The organism is Aliivibrio sp. S4MY1, from assembly GCF_028765545.1.
Classification (GTDB): domain Bacteria; phylum Pseudomonadota; class Gammaproteobacteria; order Enterobacterales; family Vibrionaceae; genus Aliivibrio.
This window is the reverse complement of sequence record NZ_JARACP010000024.1, coordinates 25,631-43,298: the sequence shown is the minus strand read 5'-3', so window position 1 is coordinate 43,298 and position 17,668 is coordinate 25,631. Positions and strand designations below refer to the sequence as shown.

11 protein-coding genes are annotated in these 17,668 nt (G+C 37.4%); 5 read left to right on the top strand and 6 right to left on the bottom strand.

The window, feature by feature from the left end; translation table 11 throughout:
* Nucleotides 1-2,007 (bottom strand): FAD-dependent oxidoreductase (locus tag PVK71_RS18640; RefSeq protein WP_274420628.1); only part of this gene is annotated, 2,007 nt, incomplete at its 3' end.
* 294 nt (nucleotides 2,008-2,301) lie between these two features.
* On the opposite strand from PVK71_RS18640, the gene glpA reads away from it, so the two are divergent.
* The 4 genes from glpA to PVK71_RS18620 all read left to right on the top strand — a co-directional run bounded on the left by glpA (nucleotide 2,302) and on the right by PVK71_RS18620 (nucleotide 8,528).
* Entirely contained in the window at nucleotides 2,302-3,969 is a 1,668-nt protein-coding gene (gene glpA, locus PVK71_RS18635) for an anaerobic glycerol-3-phosphate dehydrogenase subunit A (protein WP_274420626.1), read from the top strand.
* A complete protein-coding gene (gene glpB, locus PVK71_RS18630; protein WP_274420624.1) occupies nucleotides 3,966-5,336 on the top strand; it encodes a glycerol-3-phosphate dehydrogenase subunit GlpB in 1,371 nt (456 codons plus the stop codon). Before glpA ends, glpB begins: the two co-directional genes overlap by 4 nt.
* On the top strand, nucleotides 5,333-6,604 hold the full coding sequence (glpC, locus tag PVK71_RS18625; protein ID WP_274420622.1) for an anaerobic glycerol-3-phosphate dehydrogenase subunit GlpC: 1,272 nt from the start codon (nucleotides 5,333-5,335) through the stop codon (nucleotides 6,602-6,604). Before glpB ends, glpC begins: the two co-directional genes overlap by 4 nt.
* A gap of 223 nt (nucleotides 6,605-6,827) precedes the next feature.
* The gene (locus PVK71_RS18620) at nucleotides 6,828-8,528 is read left to right on the top strand and encodes a GGDEF domain-containing protein (protein WP_274420620.1); all 1,701 of its coding nucleotides are present in this window, start codon (nucleotides 6,828-6,830) and stop codon (nucleotides 8,526-8,528) included.
* Nucleotides 8,529-8,550: 22 nt separating this feature from the next.
* Here PVK71_RS18620 and PVK71_RS18615 read toward each other — a convergent pair whose 3' ends face one another.
* The 5 genes from PVK71_RS18615 to PVK71_RS18595 all read right to left on the bottom strand — a co-directional run bounded on the left by PVK71_RS18615 (nucleotide 8,551) and on the right by PVK71_RS18595 (nucleotide 14,890).
* Nucleotides 8,551-9,639, bottom strand: coding sequence for a choloylglycine hydrolase family protein (locus tag PVK71_RS18615; protein ID WP_274420618.1), 1,089 nt, complete (start codon nucleotides 9,637-9,639; stop codon nucleotides 8,551-8,553).
* 123 nt (nucleotides 9,640-9,762) lie between these two features.
* The gene (gene glpD / locus PVK71_RS18610; RefSeq protein ID WP_274420616.1) at nucleotides 9,763-11,310 is read right to left on the bottom strand and encodes a glycerol-3-phosphate dehydrogenase; all 1,548 of its coding nucleotides are present in this window, start codon (nucleotides 11,308-11,310) and stop codon (nucleotides 9,763-9,765) included.
* 182 nt (nucleotides 11,311-11,492) lie between these two features.
* Entirely contained in the window at nucleotides 11,493-12,260 is a 768-nt protein-coding gene (locus tag PVK71_RS18605) for a DeoR/GlpR family transcriptional regulator (protein ID WP_045104299.1), read from the bottom strand.
* Nucleotides 12,261-12,449: 189 nt separating this feature from the next.
* Nucleotides 12,450-13,964: a glycerol kinase GlpK gene (glpK, locus tag PVK71_RS18600; protein ID WP_274420613.1), complete on the bottom strand. Its 1,515-nt coding sequence runs from the start codon at nucleotides 13,962-13,964 to the stop codon at nucleotides 12,450-12,452.
* A 71-nt stretch (nucleotides 13,965-14,035) separates the two neighbouring features.
* Entirely contained in the window at nucleotides 14,036-14,890 is an 855-nt protein-coding gene (locus PVK71_RS18595; protein WP_274420610.1) for an MIP/aquaporin family protein, read from the bottom strand.
* A 520-nt stretch (nucleotides 14,891-15,410) separates the two neighbouring features.
* Between PVK71_RS18595 and PVK71_RS18590 the strand changes: the two genes are divergently transcribed.
* The gene (locus PVK71_RS18590; RefSeq protein WP_274420608.1) at nucleotides 15,411-17,636 is read left to right on the top strand and encodes an ATP-binding response regulator; all 2,226 of its coding nucleotides are present in this window, start codon (nucleotides 15,411-15,413) and stop codon (nucleotides 17,634-17,636) included.
* The last annotated feature ends 32 nt before the right edge of the window (nucleotides 17,637-17,668 follow it).

The window sequence follows — 17,668 nt, the reverse complement described above, 5'->3', positions numbered from 1 at the left end:
GTTTGAATTACCCATTTGATAGCCATGTTCAAAACCAGCACGACATTCAGGACGAGAAGCATTGGTACCATCTTCATTTTTCATGAAGCTTAATACACCATGCACGCCTTTTTCATTACACGCTTCGACACACTGCCCACAGCTAATACAACGATTGGCATCAAACACGATGAATTCAGAGCTGGTATCAATAGCAAACTTCTGTTTACTTTCGTTGGTTAAATCCGTTTCATCCGCTTTGTATTCCGTTGCATAATCACGTAAACCACAGTTGCTGTTTGCCTGACATGCACACTCTAAACAACGTTCTGCCTCATTAATTGCGTCCGCATTATCAAAGCCCGTTTCGACTTCTTCAAAACTTTGCTCACGCTGCTCAGCCGTAAGTTCAGGCATGATCACGCGCATCGCTTTTTGGATATGTTCAAAGTACTGAGGATCAACCTGCTTAGTCTTCTTCTCTTTTTGAGAATTAAACTGTTTGGTTGGAATTTTTTCCATATCACCTTTAAAGAAACGATCAATCGCTTCTGCAGCAATACGTCCATCAGCAACCGCTTCAATCGCCGTTGCAGGACCACGACGGAAATCACCGATGCTAAAAATATTTTTCACTCCACTGTGCATTGTCAAACTGTTTGCATCAGCTGTATTCCAACGAGTCAGTGGCAAATCAATAGAGTCGTTCTCTAAAAAGCTTAAATCCGGCTTTTGCGATACCGCAGAAATGACAGTATCAAACTCTTCAATAAAGAATTCACCGGTTGCTTGAGGGCTGCGACGACCAGACGCATCCGGCTCACCCAATGCCATTTTCTCCAAACGAACTTGGGCCACTCGTCCATTATCGTCGGCAATATTTTCAACCGGGTTGGTTAAGAAATGGAATTTAACACCTTCATGTTCAGCTTCAACCACTTCATAATCTTCTGCAGGCATCTCTTCACGAGTACGACGATAAATAAGCGTAGTATCAGCACCATCACGCACTGCTGTACGAGCACAGTCAATCGCTGTGTTGCCACCACCAATAACCGCTACTTTTTTACCTGTCGTTAATTTAGATTCTGTTACGTAATCTTTTAGGTAATCAACACCTAAATAGCAACCACCAAGCTCACTGCCTTGATAATGCATTTCAACCGCTTTTGAAGCACCGACAGCCAAACAGACTGCGTCATACTCATCACTTAACTGTGTTAATGAGAAATCCTCACCTAATTTCACAGACGTTTGAATTTCCATACCGTTACGACACATCAATTCGATTTCTTTATCTAAAATCGATTTTGGTAAACGATATTCAGGAATACCATAACGTAGCCAACCGCCTGCTTTAGGCATCGACTCAAATACCGTTACATTGTAACCTTCATTAGTGAGGTAATAGCCACAGGTCAAGCCTCCAGGGCCACTACCGATCACAGCAATGGATTTTCCCTTGTCTGCTTTTTTCGGTGGTACGTAAGATTCCTGCGCATTCAAGTCGGCATCTGCAGCATGGCGTTTTAACTGACGAATAGCCAATGGTTCATCAACTAACCCACGGCGACACTCGGTTTCACAAAAAGCAGGACAAACGCGACCAATCGATAATGGCATTGGTAATGTTCGTTTAATAACTTCAATCGCTTTTTGGTGATCATTTTGCGAAATATGGTATAGATATGATTGTATATCTACGCCAGCAGGACATGCCGTTTGACACGGAGCCTCACAATCTGCGTAGTGGTCAGAAAGAATTTTATTCAATGCACTTTGTCGACGCTTCACTAATGCTTCAGACGAAGTAATCACTTTCATACCTTCAATCGCTTTGGTTTCACAAGCGCGTTGAATACCTTGTCCCTCAATATCTACGACACACAAATCACACGGTATTTTTTCGCCATTGATATTGTTTCCGCACAGTGACGGGATCTCGACATTGCATTCCTTTGCAGCAGCTAAAAGTGTTAACTCTTCATCGATAGTGAATGTTTGGTTATCTATAGTTATTTTCATCATTCAGTACCCTAGATTTATTACTAATTATCTTGATTATATCATTTGATCTCTATGCAATTTGAAGTGCATCGCAAATCTGGGGCTGACTCATTCGAAAACGCGCAAATTATTCTCTCTACCATCGGGTAAAACCCCATAAAAAGCCTTCGTTTAATGAAAAACATGTGACTCATGTACCATCACGAAAACAAAACGAAAGCGCGAACGAACATAATTGCGCTAAATCAAAGAAAGTGTAGAAGATAAATATCATCATAGATTCATACATAAAAAGTGGTAAAAAGAGAGTAAATTATGGACAAAACGTCTCGATTAGAAACGTCAGTGATCATCATTGGAGGTGGAGCAACAGGTACAGGGATAATGCGTGACTGTGCTCTGCGCGGTATCGATTGCATTTTGATTGAAAAAGACGATTTAGCCTCTGGAACCACAGGGAGAAACCATGGTTTACTTCACTCAGGGGCTCGCTATGCCGTTACTGATAATGAATCCGCCAAAGAATGTATCCATGAAAATAAGATCCTAAAAACTATCGCAAAGCACTGTGTTGAAGATACTCAAGGCCTATTTATCTCTCTTCCAGATGATGATTTAGATTTTCAAAAGCAGTTTATTGAGTCATGCCAAGTTGCTGGTATTGACGCGAAACAACTCACCCCTAAAGAAGCCTTATTACTTGAACCAAACGTCAACCCTAACCTAATTGGTGCGGTTCAAGTACCAGATGGAACACTTGACCCTTTTCGTTTATGTGCGGCAAATGTACTTGATGCGAAAGAAAATGGCGCTCGTTTGCTCACACATACTCATGTCACCTCGCTTATCCGCCATCAAGACACTGTACTTGGGGTTAATTGCATTGATGTTAGAACCAACCAAAAGATTGAAATATTCGCTTCAGAAGTCATTAACGCCGCTGGTATTTGGGGACAAAACATTTGTGAATACGCTGATTTGAGTATCAAGATGTTCCCAGCTAAAGGCTCATTATTGATCTTAGATTATCGTATTAATAATTTAGTGATAAACCGTTGCCGTAAACCTTCTGACGCCGATATTTTGGTACCGGGTGACACTATTTCATTAATAGGAACAACCTCTGAGCATATTGATTATGACAAAATAGATGACCTTCATGTCAGTGCTAAAGAAGTGGATATCCTACTAAGCGAAGGCGCGAAACTTGCCCCTATTATGGCGAATACTCGAGTACTTCGTGCTTATGCTGGTGTTCGTCCGCTAGTCGCTGTTGATGATGATGGATCTGGCCGTAATATAAGTCGTGGGATTGTCTTACTTGACCATGGAGAAAAAGACGGACTGAACGGCTTTACGACCATTACGGGTGGTAAGTTAATGACCTCTCGTTTAATGGCTGAAATGACCACCGATCTTGTGGCGAAAAAACTAAGAAACACTCAAGAATGTACCACTCATCTTCGTCCACTCCCTGGCTCAAACAGTGCTTCTATTGCAGCGAAAAAAACCGCAAGCCTTGCAAAACCGGTCTATCAAAGTGCGGTTTATCGTCACGGTGAACGAGCGCAAAGCTTCTTAACTGATAATGCTAAAGATCAAGCTGTGATCTGTGAATGTGAAATGGTGACTCAAGGTGAAATTAACTACGCCATCAATCAATTAGATGTTCACAATCTGGTGGATCTTCGTCGTCGTACCCGTTTAGGCATGGGACCGTGCCAAGGTGAGTTATGTACGTATCGCGCTGCAGGGCTTTTTGAAGAATGTGGGCAAGTCTCTGGTAATCAATCAAGCCAATTATTAACACACTTTCTAGAAGAGCGCTGGAAAGGCATTAAACCCGTTTTCTGGGGTGATGCATTACGTGAAGCAGAATTCAGTTATTGGATTTATGAGGGATTATTTGGCGCAAGTGACATCCCAACGAATAATAAGTCAACATCCAATACTCAAATAGAAGAACAAGAGGCAACATTATGAATTTCGATACCATTATCATTGGCGGCGGCATGGCTGGCTTAAGTTGTGCTCTACGCTGCTTAGAAGCCGGATTAAAAACAGCGGTGATTGCCTCTGGTCAAAGTGCCCTACACTTCTCATCTGGCTCTGTTGATGTATTAGCAAAAACACCCGATGGCACGCATGTTATCGATCCAATGTCAGCAATTGATGGGTTTTCAACTCATTATCCTGAGCATCCTTATGCCACATTAGGAAAAGAAACGGTAAACCGCGCGATTGATTGGTACCAAGCAACGTTATCTAGTATTGGCGTTCCGCTAACTTCTCAAGTAAACGGATGTAATCATTATCGATTAACGCCTTTAGGTACAATGAAATCAACATGGTTATCACAGCCTTTTGTTCATCAATTCCCGATGGCATTAGAAAATAATACAGTGCAAAAAATCGTACTGATCACAGTGGATGGCTTTCGTGATTTTCAACCAAAGTTGGCGCAAGATAACTTAAAGCAAATCACTCAATTATCTGATGTTGAAATTTCAACAGCAACCGTCTCTTTATCTGCTTTTAATGACATTCAACGTAATCACTGTGAGTTACGATCCATTGATCTTTCTAGATTGTTAGCAAAACGAGCGAACCTACAAGAATTTGCACATGCATTGCAGCAACACGCCAACCCCGGTGATCTTGTCGTGATCCCTGCTATCTTTGGTAATGGCAAAGGCTTGGGACTTTTAAAAGAAATTGAAGCATTAACTCAACTGACTTTATGTGAAGTCCCAACCATGCCACCGTCATTATTGGGTATTCGACTAGAAGAAACCATGAAACACGCTTTCATTGATCAAGGTGGAACGCTACTCAATGGAGATCATGTTATCCAAGGTGAGTTCTCTTACGTGGATAAAGAAGATCCTGAGCATTCACATTACCGATTAAACCGAATTTTCACTAAAAATCATGGTGACTTCCCACTACAAGCAAAGCAATTTGTACTAGCCACTGGCAGTTTCTTTAGCCAAGGCTTAAAAGCAAGTGCAGATTCAATGGAAGAACCTATTTTTGGCTTAGATATGGACCAAACTGCTTCTCGCACAGATTGGTACAGCTCTGCTTTTTTTAGTCCACAATCGCACCCGTTTTTAAGCATGGGTGTAAAAACGACGTCACAACTACAAGCGATAAAATCAGGTCATGTTATTGATAACTTCTATTGCGCAGGTGCCATCTTATCTGGTTATAACCCCGTATTAGAAGGTAGCGGCAGTGGTGTGGCAATTAGTTCTGGCTTTCATGCTGCCGAATCAATAATCAAGCAAATAAAACCTGAGTTTTTATCAAACAATAAAATGAAACAACAACAAGAGGTCGCATTATGAGCAGCCCACTATTTCGATCTGACCTATTAAAAGACAGATTTGCAAAAGACAATCTAATTTTTAGAGCACCAGCAAATACTAGCTTTGATCAATGCTTAAAATGCACCGTATGTACCGTGTATTGCCCTGTTGCTAAAGAGAATCCTGATTACCCCGGTCCAAAACAATGTGGACCTGATGGTGAGCGTTTACGTTTTAAAAGCCCAGAATATTATGATGAAACCTTAAAACTCTGCACCAATTGTAAACGCTGTGAAACCGCTTGTCCGTCAGGCGTTAGAATTGGAGACATGATTGCGGTAGCTCGTGGAATACACGGAAAACCCGCTTATAACATGAAGGGGATCCGAGATTTTGTACTAAGTCATACTGATCTATTTGGCTCAGTAGCAACGCCTGTTGCCCCTATTGTAAATGCCATGACTAGCGTGCCATTAGTTAAAAAAGTGATGCACAAAACCATTGGGGTCCATGACCATAAATCGCTGCCTAAGTATTCTCACGGTACTTTCCGCCGTTGGTATAAAAAAGAAGTATCAGATCAATCAATCTACCAACAACAAGTCCATTACTTCCATGGTTGCTTTGTAAATTATAACCATCCACAACTGGGTAAAGACTTCATTAAGGTCATGAACAACATGCACATTGGCGTGCAGTTATTAGATAAGGAAAAATGTTGTGGTGTGCCATTAATTGCTAATGGATTTCACAAAAAAGCACAAAAAAACGCCGAGTTTAATGTCGCTAATTTAGAAGCTGCCATTGAACGTAGAGATGTGCCGATTTTGTCAACCTCTTCAACCTGTTCATTTACGTTACAACAAGAGTACCCACACGTATTAGATGTAGATAACAGCAAGGTAGCGAAGAAAATAGAATATGTGACACGCTTTTTATTAAAAGAGATCATGAATGGTCGCGGACCTAAAATGAAGCCCTTAAATAAGAAGGTTGTTTATCATACGCCTTGTCACTTAGAGCGTAGTGGCGGCAATATTTACACTATCGAATTATTACGTACTATCCCCGGTTTGGAAGTGCAAGTACTAGACAGTGAATGTTGTGGTTTAGCTGGCACTTACGGTTTTAAAACAGAGAATTACGATACCTCTATCGCTATTGGTAAAAACGTATTTGACCAAATAAAAGCCGCTAAGCCAGATTATGCCATTACCGATTGTGAAACCTGTAAATGGCAAATAGAAGAGAATACAAATATCACGACGATTCACCCAATCTCGTTATTGTGTGAAGCATTAATATAGTTCCATAAACAGCCTGTCTCATAAGTGGGCAGGCTATTGTTTTAGATACATCCAGCATCAAATAAATCCTCAAAAAAAACACCAGCGTTTCATATAATTAATGCAAATACATTCATTTTATAAATGTGAGCCACATCACAATTTAAACACCTATTAACATAGTAACTAAACAGCTAGGCGTGATAGATTAGCCACAAATTTAATCTAGAATATAATTATAATAATGCTTGAGAATACCTACTTCATTTATCAACCAAATTTCTTCGAAGGCTCCATTGTTTCCTATGAAGCATTAATAAGAGTTAAGGGCTCTGATGACTTACCTCTAGACTTTATTTCAGCGATTGATAATAAAGAAGAGTTTGATAAAGCAGTAATTTCTCATATTCTTTCCGATAAATTGAGTCTAAATAATCAAAATAATGTTCATATCTCAATCAATATATCAGTCAGCAGTTTAGAGTCTGAATCTTTTATTGAATATTGTGAATCCGTATTCAAACATCATAAAGGCTTCTCATTTGAGTTAAACTTTAAGCATCAAAACGTGAATCTTGAAAAAATACGTTCAAGTATGCAACGATTAAAAAAACTCAACCTGTTTTTTACGCTTGATGACTACGGCACAGAATGTAAAAATTCAGATCCATTATTAAGTCTTAACTTTGACTATATTAAGATCGACCGCTCACTAATTAGCCCAATAGAAGATGACTATTTATCATTTTGTTTCTTACGCTCGTTGTACCAAAAATTAAATAAATTTTTAGGTAATAACGTCGTGATTAAGGGAATTGAAAACGTTAATCAGTTAAATTTAATTCAATCTTTAGGGTCAGTAATATCTCAAGGGTATTACTTATCTTACCCTATCTCGCTTTCTGATTTAGATCAAAAACTTAAATTACATACTTCTACTATTGATCATCAATTAAATGATTCAATGCCACCCATTGATCGCTACATTTATAATATCAATGTAGCAAAAGACGATACCCAATTAAGTCAAGCGTTAGAAGCCCTAAAACCACAAGACCCATTTAACTTATTAGGCATCGACTACAACAATTTCAACTTACAGGCACTGAATACAAAATATCAAGAACTACTCGATGGTATAAAAAGTCCTTCGATTCTATTTACAACCAATCTAATGAAGCACTGTAATTGCCTTTTTATTCTAAGAGATGAACACGGTGTAGCAATATACAATAATAAAAAGCACACTGATTATCTTGGTTGTGATTTAGTTGGAATGTCTGTATCTGAAGTATTACAGCGATTCCCTGACTATCAAACTTGTCTGCAACTTGATCAACAGTTACTCAATAATGAGTCTGATATATTAATGTCGAATGAGACGGTAGAGGTCGATTCAACAACAACGCATTTCCATACTTATCGCCAAAAAATAAAGTATTTTTATAAAACCTTTGTCATGGTATTTGTTTATGAAGATAACCAAGATGTACAATCGCCGATTGACCCATTAACAGGATGCTTTACTAAAGCTAAACTTAATCATATTGATGTAAATGCCTATAACACCATGGTATTTATTGATTTAGATGGGTTTAAGAATATTAATGATCAATACGGGCATCAATTTGGAGACCAACAACTTAAGGAAGCCGCACGATTAATCAATCAAAACTTAAGAAAAGAAGATCTTCTTATTCGTTTTGGTGGGGATGAATTTGTACTGTGTTTTGACTCTCATTCAATTCCAGATATTAAAGTAAAAATGAAAAAAATACGGGCTAACATTGAACATCATTTTCAACAGAGAGAGATCTTTTTATCTTATTCTTTTGGAGTAACTCCATTAGACATGGATATCCAGCTTGCCTTAGATAGTGCTGATAAAGAAATGTACATCAATAAAAGAAAACGTAAAAAAATCGTTAATAATCAAGCCTCATAGTGAGGCTTGATTAAAGAGTTATCTATATATCTGGAGTCACCTCTTGAACATGGAATGTTCCTGAATCTAACAACCGTTTTTCTTCTACTTTTCCAGTAAAGTTGATCTTATTTAAATCCACTTTTTTTATCGTACTATCACGCATGGTTTTATAAAATAATAATCCATTTGTTTGGTCTACGACAGAAGTCCATTGCGTCGCACTTGGTAAATCAGGAATATGTGCTTTATCATTAAACTCGCTTCCAATCGGAATATCAAAATTATTTAAAATATGGAATGCCTGAGATACCGCATCGGCTCCTTCCTTCATTACAGGCGTTGAATTTATATAAAAGGCAGCACGCACAAATCTTGACGGTGGCGTAATATCACCCGGCAACCCTAAAAAGCTAGAACCAACGCCAAACGAGAAAGCATCTACATCGTTGATCTTTTGCCCCGGACTTACTCCTGGAGTTAAATGAATATAATTATTTAAATTAGTTACCTGCCATTGGTAATCTGGCGCATTTGTCAGCACTTTAGCCACATTTTTATGGATATTAACTTCACCATTATTCATGATTTCAATAACAATGTTATTGCCTTGCTTATCAGCTACGCGCCAATGTGCTGTTGGGGATGGCACTCCTTTAGCATCAATATAAACTGGCACTATCTTTATATGCTTAATCGCTTGTTCGACTTCAGCTACTGTTTTAAACTGCGATAACATCCAACGGTTAAAGTCCATATCAGTAATCGTTGTCTTAGTATCATTTGAATTGTATTTCTCTAACGACCCATAATTTTTAAAATAAAATAGGCCGGCAGTTAATCCTTCCTCATTAACACCGTCAGCAATAAAACGATCATCGCTGACCGAGATACCAACAAATCCATACTTAGAATCCCACTTTAATCCCTGCTTTTGATCTGGCATGGTAGATGTATATGAATAGTCACGAGGGGATACAATTAATTTACTGTTCAGATCATTTTGACCCCACTCAATCGTTCGAGCCTGAATGTAATCATGATTAACAGTTGAAAGAGAAATACCCGTACAGGCACTCGCTGAATACGCGACACAAGACGCAATAAGCACTGAAAGAAGTTTAATTTTCATTTTACGATCCCATTAATATGACCTTAAGATAGTACTCTTATAGATGATAAATCCAAGTATTTCTATAAAATCAAAAAAGCCTGAAGCATACTTCAGGCTTAATCAAAAGATTTAAATTTAACATTAACTCACTTGCGCAAGTTTAACTCCCTTTTTTGTTCCTAATTTCTCATTCATATATTGAGCTACGGCATCTTGCTGGTCTTGAGTTAAATACAACCCTAACTTGGTTCGGCGCCACAATACATCTTCGGCTTTTTGAGAAAACTCATGCTGCATTAAGTAATCGATTTCTGCTTGGTACACACCTTCAGAAAATACTCGGCCCATATCTGCTTCTGAAGTTACATTTTCTAATAACGTCCAAACCAGTGTTCCAAATTGATTTACATAACGAGTGGCTGTTTTCTCTGATAACCATGGGTATTGACTGCAAATATTACTTACTAATTGCGATCGAGGGTAATCAAAATTACCGCCCGGTAACGCTACATTTCTTGTCCATGGGGTTCCCATTTTAGAGAAATATGGCTTCAGCATCTTCATTGCTGTTTCACCCAGTTTTCTATATGTTGTTAGCTTTCCACCAAAAATAGATAACAATGGTGCCTGATCTAACTCTTGTTCTAATTCTAAGGTGTAATCACGAGTTATAGCTTGAGGTGAATCAGATTCATCATCACACAATGGACGTACACCGCTGTAAGTCCACACAACATCATCACGTTTTATTTGATCAACAAAATGCTGGTTTACAACATCAATTAAATAGCTAACTTCATCTTCTGAGATCGCGACTTTTCTTGGGTCACCTTTATATTCAACATCGGTTGTACCAATGATAGAAAAATCTTCCATGTAAGGAATGACAAATACAATTCGGTTATCTTTATTTTGTAGAATATAAGCCTGCTCTTCATTATGTATTCTAGGCACCACAATATGCGAGCCTTTAACCAAACGAATATTACGAGGGGATTCATCTTCTAAGCTGTCATCAAAAAACTGTTTAACCCATGGCCCCGCCGCATTAACCAGTGCCTTGGCTTTTCGCTCAAAACGCGTGTTTGTTTGCTCATCAAAAATACTGACATGCCAAATATCATCAACACGAGTGGCTTTTTCCACTCGGCAATAGTTTTTCACTTCTGCGCCATTTTTCTCTGCAGCCATTGCATTTAGGATCACCAAACGAGCATCATCAACCCAACAGTCTGAATATTCAAAACCTTTAGTCATTTCAGGCTTTAATAAACCTGATGCAGCAAGGTTAACTGAATGACTTGCAGGAAGAGTTGTACGTTTACCTAGATTATCGTAAAGGAACAGACCTGCACGGATCATCCATGCAGGTCGTAAAAATGGGCGATGAGGTAAACGAAAACGCATTGGCTTTGCAATATGTGGCGCTTTAGCTAATAACACTTCACGTTCAGCAAGTGCTTCAGATACTAAACGAAATTCATAATGTTCTAAATAGCGCAAACCACCATGAATTAATTTTGAGCTTGCTGATGATGTTGCAGAAGCAAAATCAGATGCTTCATATAAGCCAACAGTTAGTCCTCGACCAGCGGCATCAGCAGCAACACCGGCCCCATTAATACCACCACCAACTACAATTAAATCTAAAACAGCGCAAGTTGTGTGTGTTTGGTTTTCATTATTCATAGTAGTGACCTCAAATGCCCAACAATGAGCGAACGAACATTAATTACGATAAATAGACGATACCTTGACTTTCGTTTAGAGTCATTATTTATTTTCGATTTCGAACATTTACTGTGATGCAGATACAAAAAATCCCTGATCTTAATCAAGAACAGGGATTTTTTATTTATTAGAAGTGAGCGCTACTTTGAAATTACTTCATAAGGGACTTCATTATCTTTTAGAATTGCCACGATCTCTTCTGGTGGCTCTTGATCGGTAATAATCATTTGCAGTTCACTAATATTACCTAAGTTCACCATTGCATTTCGACCAAATTTTGTATGGTCAACCGCAAGGTAAACACTACGACTATTCTCAATAATCGCCTTTTTCACTCGAACTTCATGATAATCAAAATCGAGTAATGAACCATCGTAATCAATACCACTGATCCCCAAGATCCCAAAATCTAAACGGAATTGCTTAATAAAATCTAATGTAGCTTCGCCAACAATACCACCATCACGATTACGTACTTCACCGCCAGCGAGGATGACTTTAAAATCTGGATTAGCCATTAAAATCATAGCGACATTGATGTTATTAGTCACTACCCGTAAGTCTTTATGATTCTTAACTAAGGCTTTAGCAACAGATTCAGGCGTAGTACCAATATCAATGAATAGGGTTGCACCATCTGGGATATGCTTAGCGAGAGCCTCTGCAATGGTATCCTTTTCGTTCAACTGCATTACCTTACGAGTGGTATATTCTGTGTTGACCGAGCTTAATGGAATAGTTGCACCACCATGATGACGACGAATTTTATTCTCATCAGCTAATTCATTTAAATCACGACGAATGGTTTGTGGACTGACTTTGAATTGCTCTACTAAATCTTCAGTACTCACATATCCATGTTGTTGCACAAGGTTTACGATTTCTTGATGTCTTGATAATTGCTTCACGAATTACTCCCCTAATTTCGATCAATCAATGACTTATATTTTTCAACTCAAATCAGTGTACTAAAGAAAATATAAGGAATGAAATTTTTGACGTAAATATGCGTGATATATATCAAACAAAGTTCGGAAAAGAAAAAGGAGCACATAAAATGTACTCCTTTCGTTTATTTAATCATCAAATTAGATTAATTACTCTTCGTCATGCATCTCTGCCCACGATTGTGCACATTTCACTGCTCGTTTCCAACCACGATAACGTTGATTACGCTTCTCTTCATCATGATGAGGTTCAAACGAACGATCAATTACGGCTTTACCAGCCAATTCATCAAGACCACCCCAGAATCCAACGGCTAAACCAGCAAGGTAAGCAGCTCCCAAAGCGGTAACTTCTGTTACTTTTGGTCGATGAACAGCAACATCTAATACATCCGATTGGAACTGCATTAAGAAGTTATTGGCAACCGCACCACCATCAACACGGAGTGCTGATAATTTGATACCTGAATCCGCTTGCATTGCATCAATAACATCACGTGTTTGATAAGCAATACTCTCTAATGTTGCACGAATAATATGGTTTGAACCACAGCCGCGAGTTAAACCAACAATCGTGCCGCGTGCATACGCATCCCAATATGGAGCACCAAGTCCAGTAAAGGCAGGAACTACATAAACACCGTTTGATGAATCGACTTTAGTTGCAAAGTATTCTGAGTCTTTTGCATCTGCCAACAGTTTCATTTCATCACGTAACCATTGAATCGATGCTCCGCCCATGAATACCGCACCTTCAAGTGCATAAGACGCTTCACCGCGAGGTCCGCACGCTAGTGTTGTTAATAGACCATTGCGAGACGTTACTTTCTCTTTACCGGTGTTCATTAGTAAGAAACAACCTGTGCCGTAGGTGTTCTTCGCTTGGCCTTGTTCAACACACATTTGACCGTAAAGTGCTGCTTGTTGGTCCCCTGCAATCCCTGCAATTGGAATACGCGTACCGCCTTTACCACCAATGTTCGTTTCACCATATACTTCAGATGATGACTTCACTTCTGGCATCATTGAAAGTGGAATATCTAACTCTTTTAGTAGTTTTTCATCCCATTGCAATGTATTGATATTGAATACCATGGTACGAGAAGCATTTGTGTAATCAGTAACGTGAACACGTCCTTGCGTCATTTTCCACACAAGCCATGTATCTACTGTACCAAATAATAATTTACCCGCTTCTGCGTCTTCACGAGCACCTTCAACGTTATCAAGAATCCACTTAATTTTTGTACCTGAGAAATATGGGTCAACAACTAAACCTGTATTTTCACGAATGTATTCTTCAAGGCCTGCTTCTTTCAGTTTTTCACACGTATCAGCAGTACGACGACATTGCCAAACAATGGCGTTATAAACAGGTTTACCCGTTTCTTTATTCCAAACAATCGTCGTTTCACGTTGGTTAGTAATACCAATACCCGCAATTTGATCACTGCGAATGCCCGCTTTTGCTAAAGTTTCAACCAGAGTCGAACTTTGCGTTGCGTAGATCTCTAATGGATCATGCTCAACCCAGCCTGCTTGAGGATAAATCTGGGTAAATTCACGCTGAGAAACACTGACGATATTAGCATCGTGGTCAAGAATGACGGCACGCGAGCTAGTAGTTCCTTGGTCAAGTGCAACAATGTATTTTTGCTCAGTCATGATGGAATCCTTTTGTGTATAAGTTTTAATGTATTATCTCACAGGGAGGTAATTGTTAGTTTTATTTTTATTTACACTTCAGCAGTTTTGGTTTCTTCTTCTGAATCACACTGATTCGGAATAGTACAACCATGACCTGCTTTTGGTAGATAAGCGCCAATCATTTTTGGATACGCCCAACCACCGAAACACGCACCAGCAATTGGCGCTAGAATTGGAACGATAAAATAAGGAATTTCTTTTGCTCCCGTTAATGCATAATCCCAACCAGCTAAGTAAGCAAACAGCTTTGGACCAAAATCACGAGCAGGGTTCATTGCAAAGCCAGTTAGAGGACCAAGAGAACCACCAATAACAGCAATTAGTAAACCAATTAGAAGTGGATTCATTGCTCCGCGAGAAGCACCATTATGCTCATCACCTAAAGCAAGAATTCCAAACATAAGAACCGCAGTAATTACAAATTCAACCGCAAATGCGCCTAGTATCGATAAAGAAGGATGTGGATAAGTTGAGAAGATACCAGCTGTAGATAATGCTTCTTTACTGCTACGTAAAAAACCATTTGCAATTTCATAATCAGAAAATAAATTGCTGTATAAAGCATAGACCAATGCAGCTGAGCAGAAAGCCCCTAATACCTGAGCAATGATATAAGGAATTATTTTTGCTTTATCAAACCCATGAAACGCAGCAAGTGCAATGGTTACCGCAGGATTTAGATGAGCACCAGAAACGCCCGCAGTACAATAAATGGCAATCGCAACACCTATGCCCCATATAATACTGACTTCCCACTGACCAAACTCTGCGCCAGTTAATACTAAAGCGGCAACACAGCCGACACCAAAAAAGATCAATAAACCGGCACCGATAAATTCAGCGATGCATTGTCCAAGTAATGTATGTTGTTCATTATTCGCCATGATTCATTCCTTTGTTTCGTTATTTATTATTAAAGTAGGTTTACTGCATTCACGTTAAGCTGCGAGAAATGTACTCCTTTTATTAATAATTTAAATACCTACAAACCCGAAATGAGCGTTCGAGCACAAAAAACGCGTGTTAGAATAACAAAAAGAAGATCTAGAGCATAAAGCAAGCAAGCGAATAGGTATAACCAGGTTTAATATCAATGCATACTTTAATAAAACATCTAAGTTCTCTTAAATAAAACCAACCCTGAAAATTAACATAATTAATTGAATAGTAAGCAATTAATTGCATTAAGGGGATATAAAGCAACCTTACATATAGAAAATATTCACAATCAGAAATACCTACCGATGTTCGTTTCCAACCATTCTGAAACGAAAAGAACATTATATAAAGCATCAATACAATAAATAAGGACATTCTTAAAAATGTTAATCATAGCCAAATCAGTACGAGTTACTATTACGTATCAGCTTTACTCCCTGAAATGCACTAAAATGTAGGCTACATATGCTTTTAAAAAACAAATTTTTTATTACTCTTACTGGAAGTATCACTATTTATGCTATTGCAATATCAATAGCCTCTTTTCAGATAATTTCTGATAACGAAAAAGAGATTACGATAGCGGCTAAAAATGTAGAAAATAAATACATAGAAGAAATTGTTTCAGACTATGCATCTGATATTAGTGATTCTTTAAGTGCTGAATTGGATGATATTAAAAGTATTGAGCATAGATATTTAGATTTAATAAAAGAAATAGGAAACTTAAACACAAAAAACATGATACAAATTTCCACCATGGAATTAGAAAAACATTCTACCGTTGCCTATATCACAAACAAAGAGACTATAATAAATAAAGAACCAACAGATATATTAACGAGGCAATACAAAATAAACCCTGATTTGTTTTTAAATTTTGAAACTAATATATCAAGCATAATAAGAAAAATTTCAAATGATAAAAACCATACAAAATTCACAACCTTATTGATTGATACTGATATTAATATGCTAACTGGTGATAAACTATCAAATAAATACTTAAAGAAATATAAAAACAAATTTAACGACCCAAAAGGCATAACAACATTAAACAAGAGTGAAAGAGTAATGTTGGAAAAAATAAAAAGAAAAGAAGAATGGAATTCTGAAATGGGGTTTGATAATGAACAATATATCGCAGCAATAAGGCCAGTAATTGGCTATTCATGGAATATTGGTGTGATAATCAAAAAGAAAGATTCTAAAACATACAATCAAGAACTAACAAAAAAAATACATAATAATTACAATGCTATTGTGTACAAAATAATAAGCATGGTTATAATTATAACCATAATCACATTAATAACATCAACGATTATTACAAACTATATAAAAAACACTTTAGTTCTATTTAATAAATGGATAAAAGAAATTAGACATGGCAATTATGAGTATAACAATCCATTACTTGATAGAAAAGATGAGCTTGGTATATTAGCAAGAAATGTATCAAAAATGGCTCAACATGTGTCAACACGTGTCGATAATTTAGAAGGTGAAATCAACGACAGAACAGATAAATTAAAAAAAGCGAAAGAAATTGCAGAGTCTGCAAATATTAATAAATCAACATTTATTGCCAACATATCACATGAACTCAGAACTCCTCTAAATGCTATTTTAGGATTAAGCTTATACCTAAGCGAAAAAGAAACAGACAAAGATAAAAAGGAAACATTAGATACCTTGCATCATGCTGGACTTGGTTTGTTAGAAATGGTTAATGACGTTCTCGATTTAAGTAAAATTGAAGCCGATAAAACCGTGTTAAATAATGAATCACACTCTATTGAAACTATCATCACTAACACAATTAATATAGTTAAGAATCAATCACAATTAAAAGACATTAGCATTGAATTTAAAAACCACCAATTTAGTAACATAAAAATTGATAAGAATCGTTTAACCAAAATAGTAATGAACCTACTAAGTAATGCCATCAAATTCACAGATATTGGTGGGCAAATTATTATTAATGTAAGTTATATAAAGACATCGACATCATCAACTGACGTAATCCTTGAATTTACAGATAATGGCAGAGGGATACATGAACAAGATATTAATCGTGTTTTTGAACCATTTGAGCAGATGTATAATAAAGATAATGAGCATGGAACAGGCTTAGGTCTATTTATAACAAAAAAAATCATTGAAGACATGAACGGTGAAATATCAATAAAAAGCAAAATAAATATCGGCACTTCAATTTATGTTACCTTAAAAAACATTGAGATAGATCAGTCTAGAATTATAACAAAAAAACAAGTTTCCGAACGACAACTTGCTAAAATCCCGCCTCTAAAACGCATTGCCATTGTTGATGATATTCAATTTAATCGCGAAGTATTAAAAAGAAAGCTGGAACCTTATAAATTCAAAATTATAGAAGGCATTAACGGGCAGGATTTATTAGATAAGCTTGCCCAATGCTCACAACTCCCAGATGCTATTTTTACAGATATAAAGATGCCCGTCATGAATGGGATTGAACTCTCTCAAATAATTAAAAGTAAAGAAGATATGCAACATATTCCGGTAATCGCAATTACTGCCCAAGGCATGCTAAATGAAGAAATTGAAATCAAACAGCATTGTGATGGGTATTTAGTTAAACCTATTGAAAATAGTAAGTTAGATGATATTGTAGCGAGGATATTTGAAGATGAACAATCATAATAGAAACGATTAAGCTGAATGAATATTATATC

Bases quoted from the DNA above. Each gene is read 5' to 3' on its own strand.
- glpA (WP_274420626.1), top strand. From the start codon at position 2,302: ATGGACAAAACGTCTCGATTAGAAACGTCAGTGATCATCATTGGAGGT.
- glpD (WP_274420616.1), bottom strand. From the start codon at position 11,310: ATGAATAATGAAAACCAAACACACACAACTTGCGCTGTTTTAGATTTA.
- PVK71_RS18595 (WP_274420610.1), bottom strand. From the start codon at position 14,890: ATGGCGAATAATGAACAACATACATTACTTGGACAATGCATCGCTGAA.
- glpK (WP_274420613.1), bottom strand. From the start codon at position 13,964: ATGACTGAGCAAAAATACATTGTTGCACTTGACCAAGGAACTACTAGC.
- glpC (WP_274420622.1), top strand. From the start codon at position 5,333: ATGAGCAGCCCACTATTTCGATCTGACCTATTAAAAGACAGATTTGCA.
- glpB (WP_274420624.1), top strand. From the start codon at position 3,966: ATGAATTTCGATACCATTATCATTGGCGGCGGCATGGCTGGCTTAAGT.
- PVK71_RS18590 (WP_274420608.1), top strand. From the start codon at position 15,411: ATGCTTTTAAAAAACAAATTTTTTATTACTCTTACTGGAAGTATCACT.
- PVK71_RS18615 (WP_274420618.1), bottom strand. From the start codon at position 9,639: ATGAAAATTAAACTTCTTTCAGTGCTTATTGCGTCTTGTGTCGCGTAT.
- PVK71_RS18620 (WP_274420620.1), top strand. From the start codon at position 6,828: ATGCTTGAGAATACCTACTTCATTTATCAACCAAATTTCTTCGAAGGC.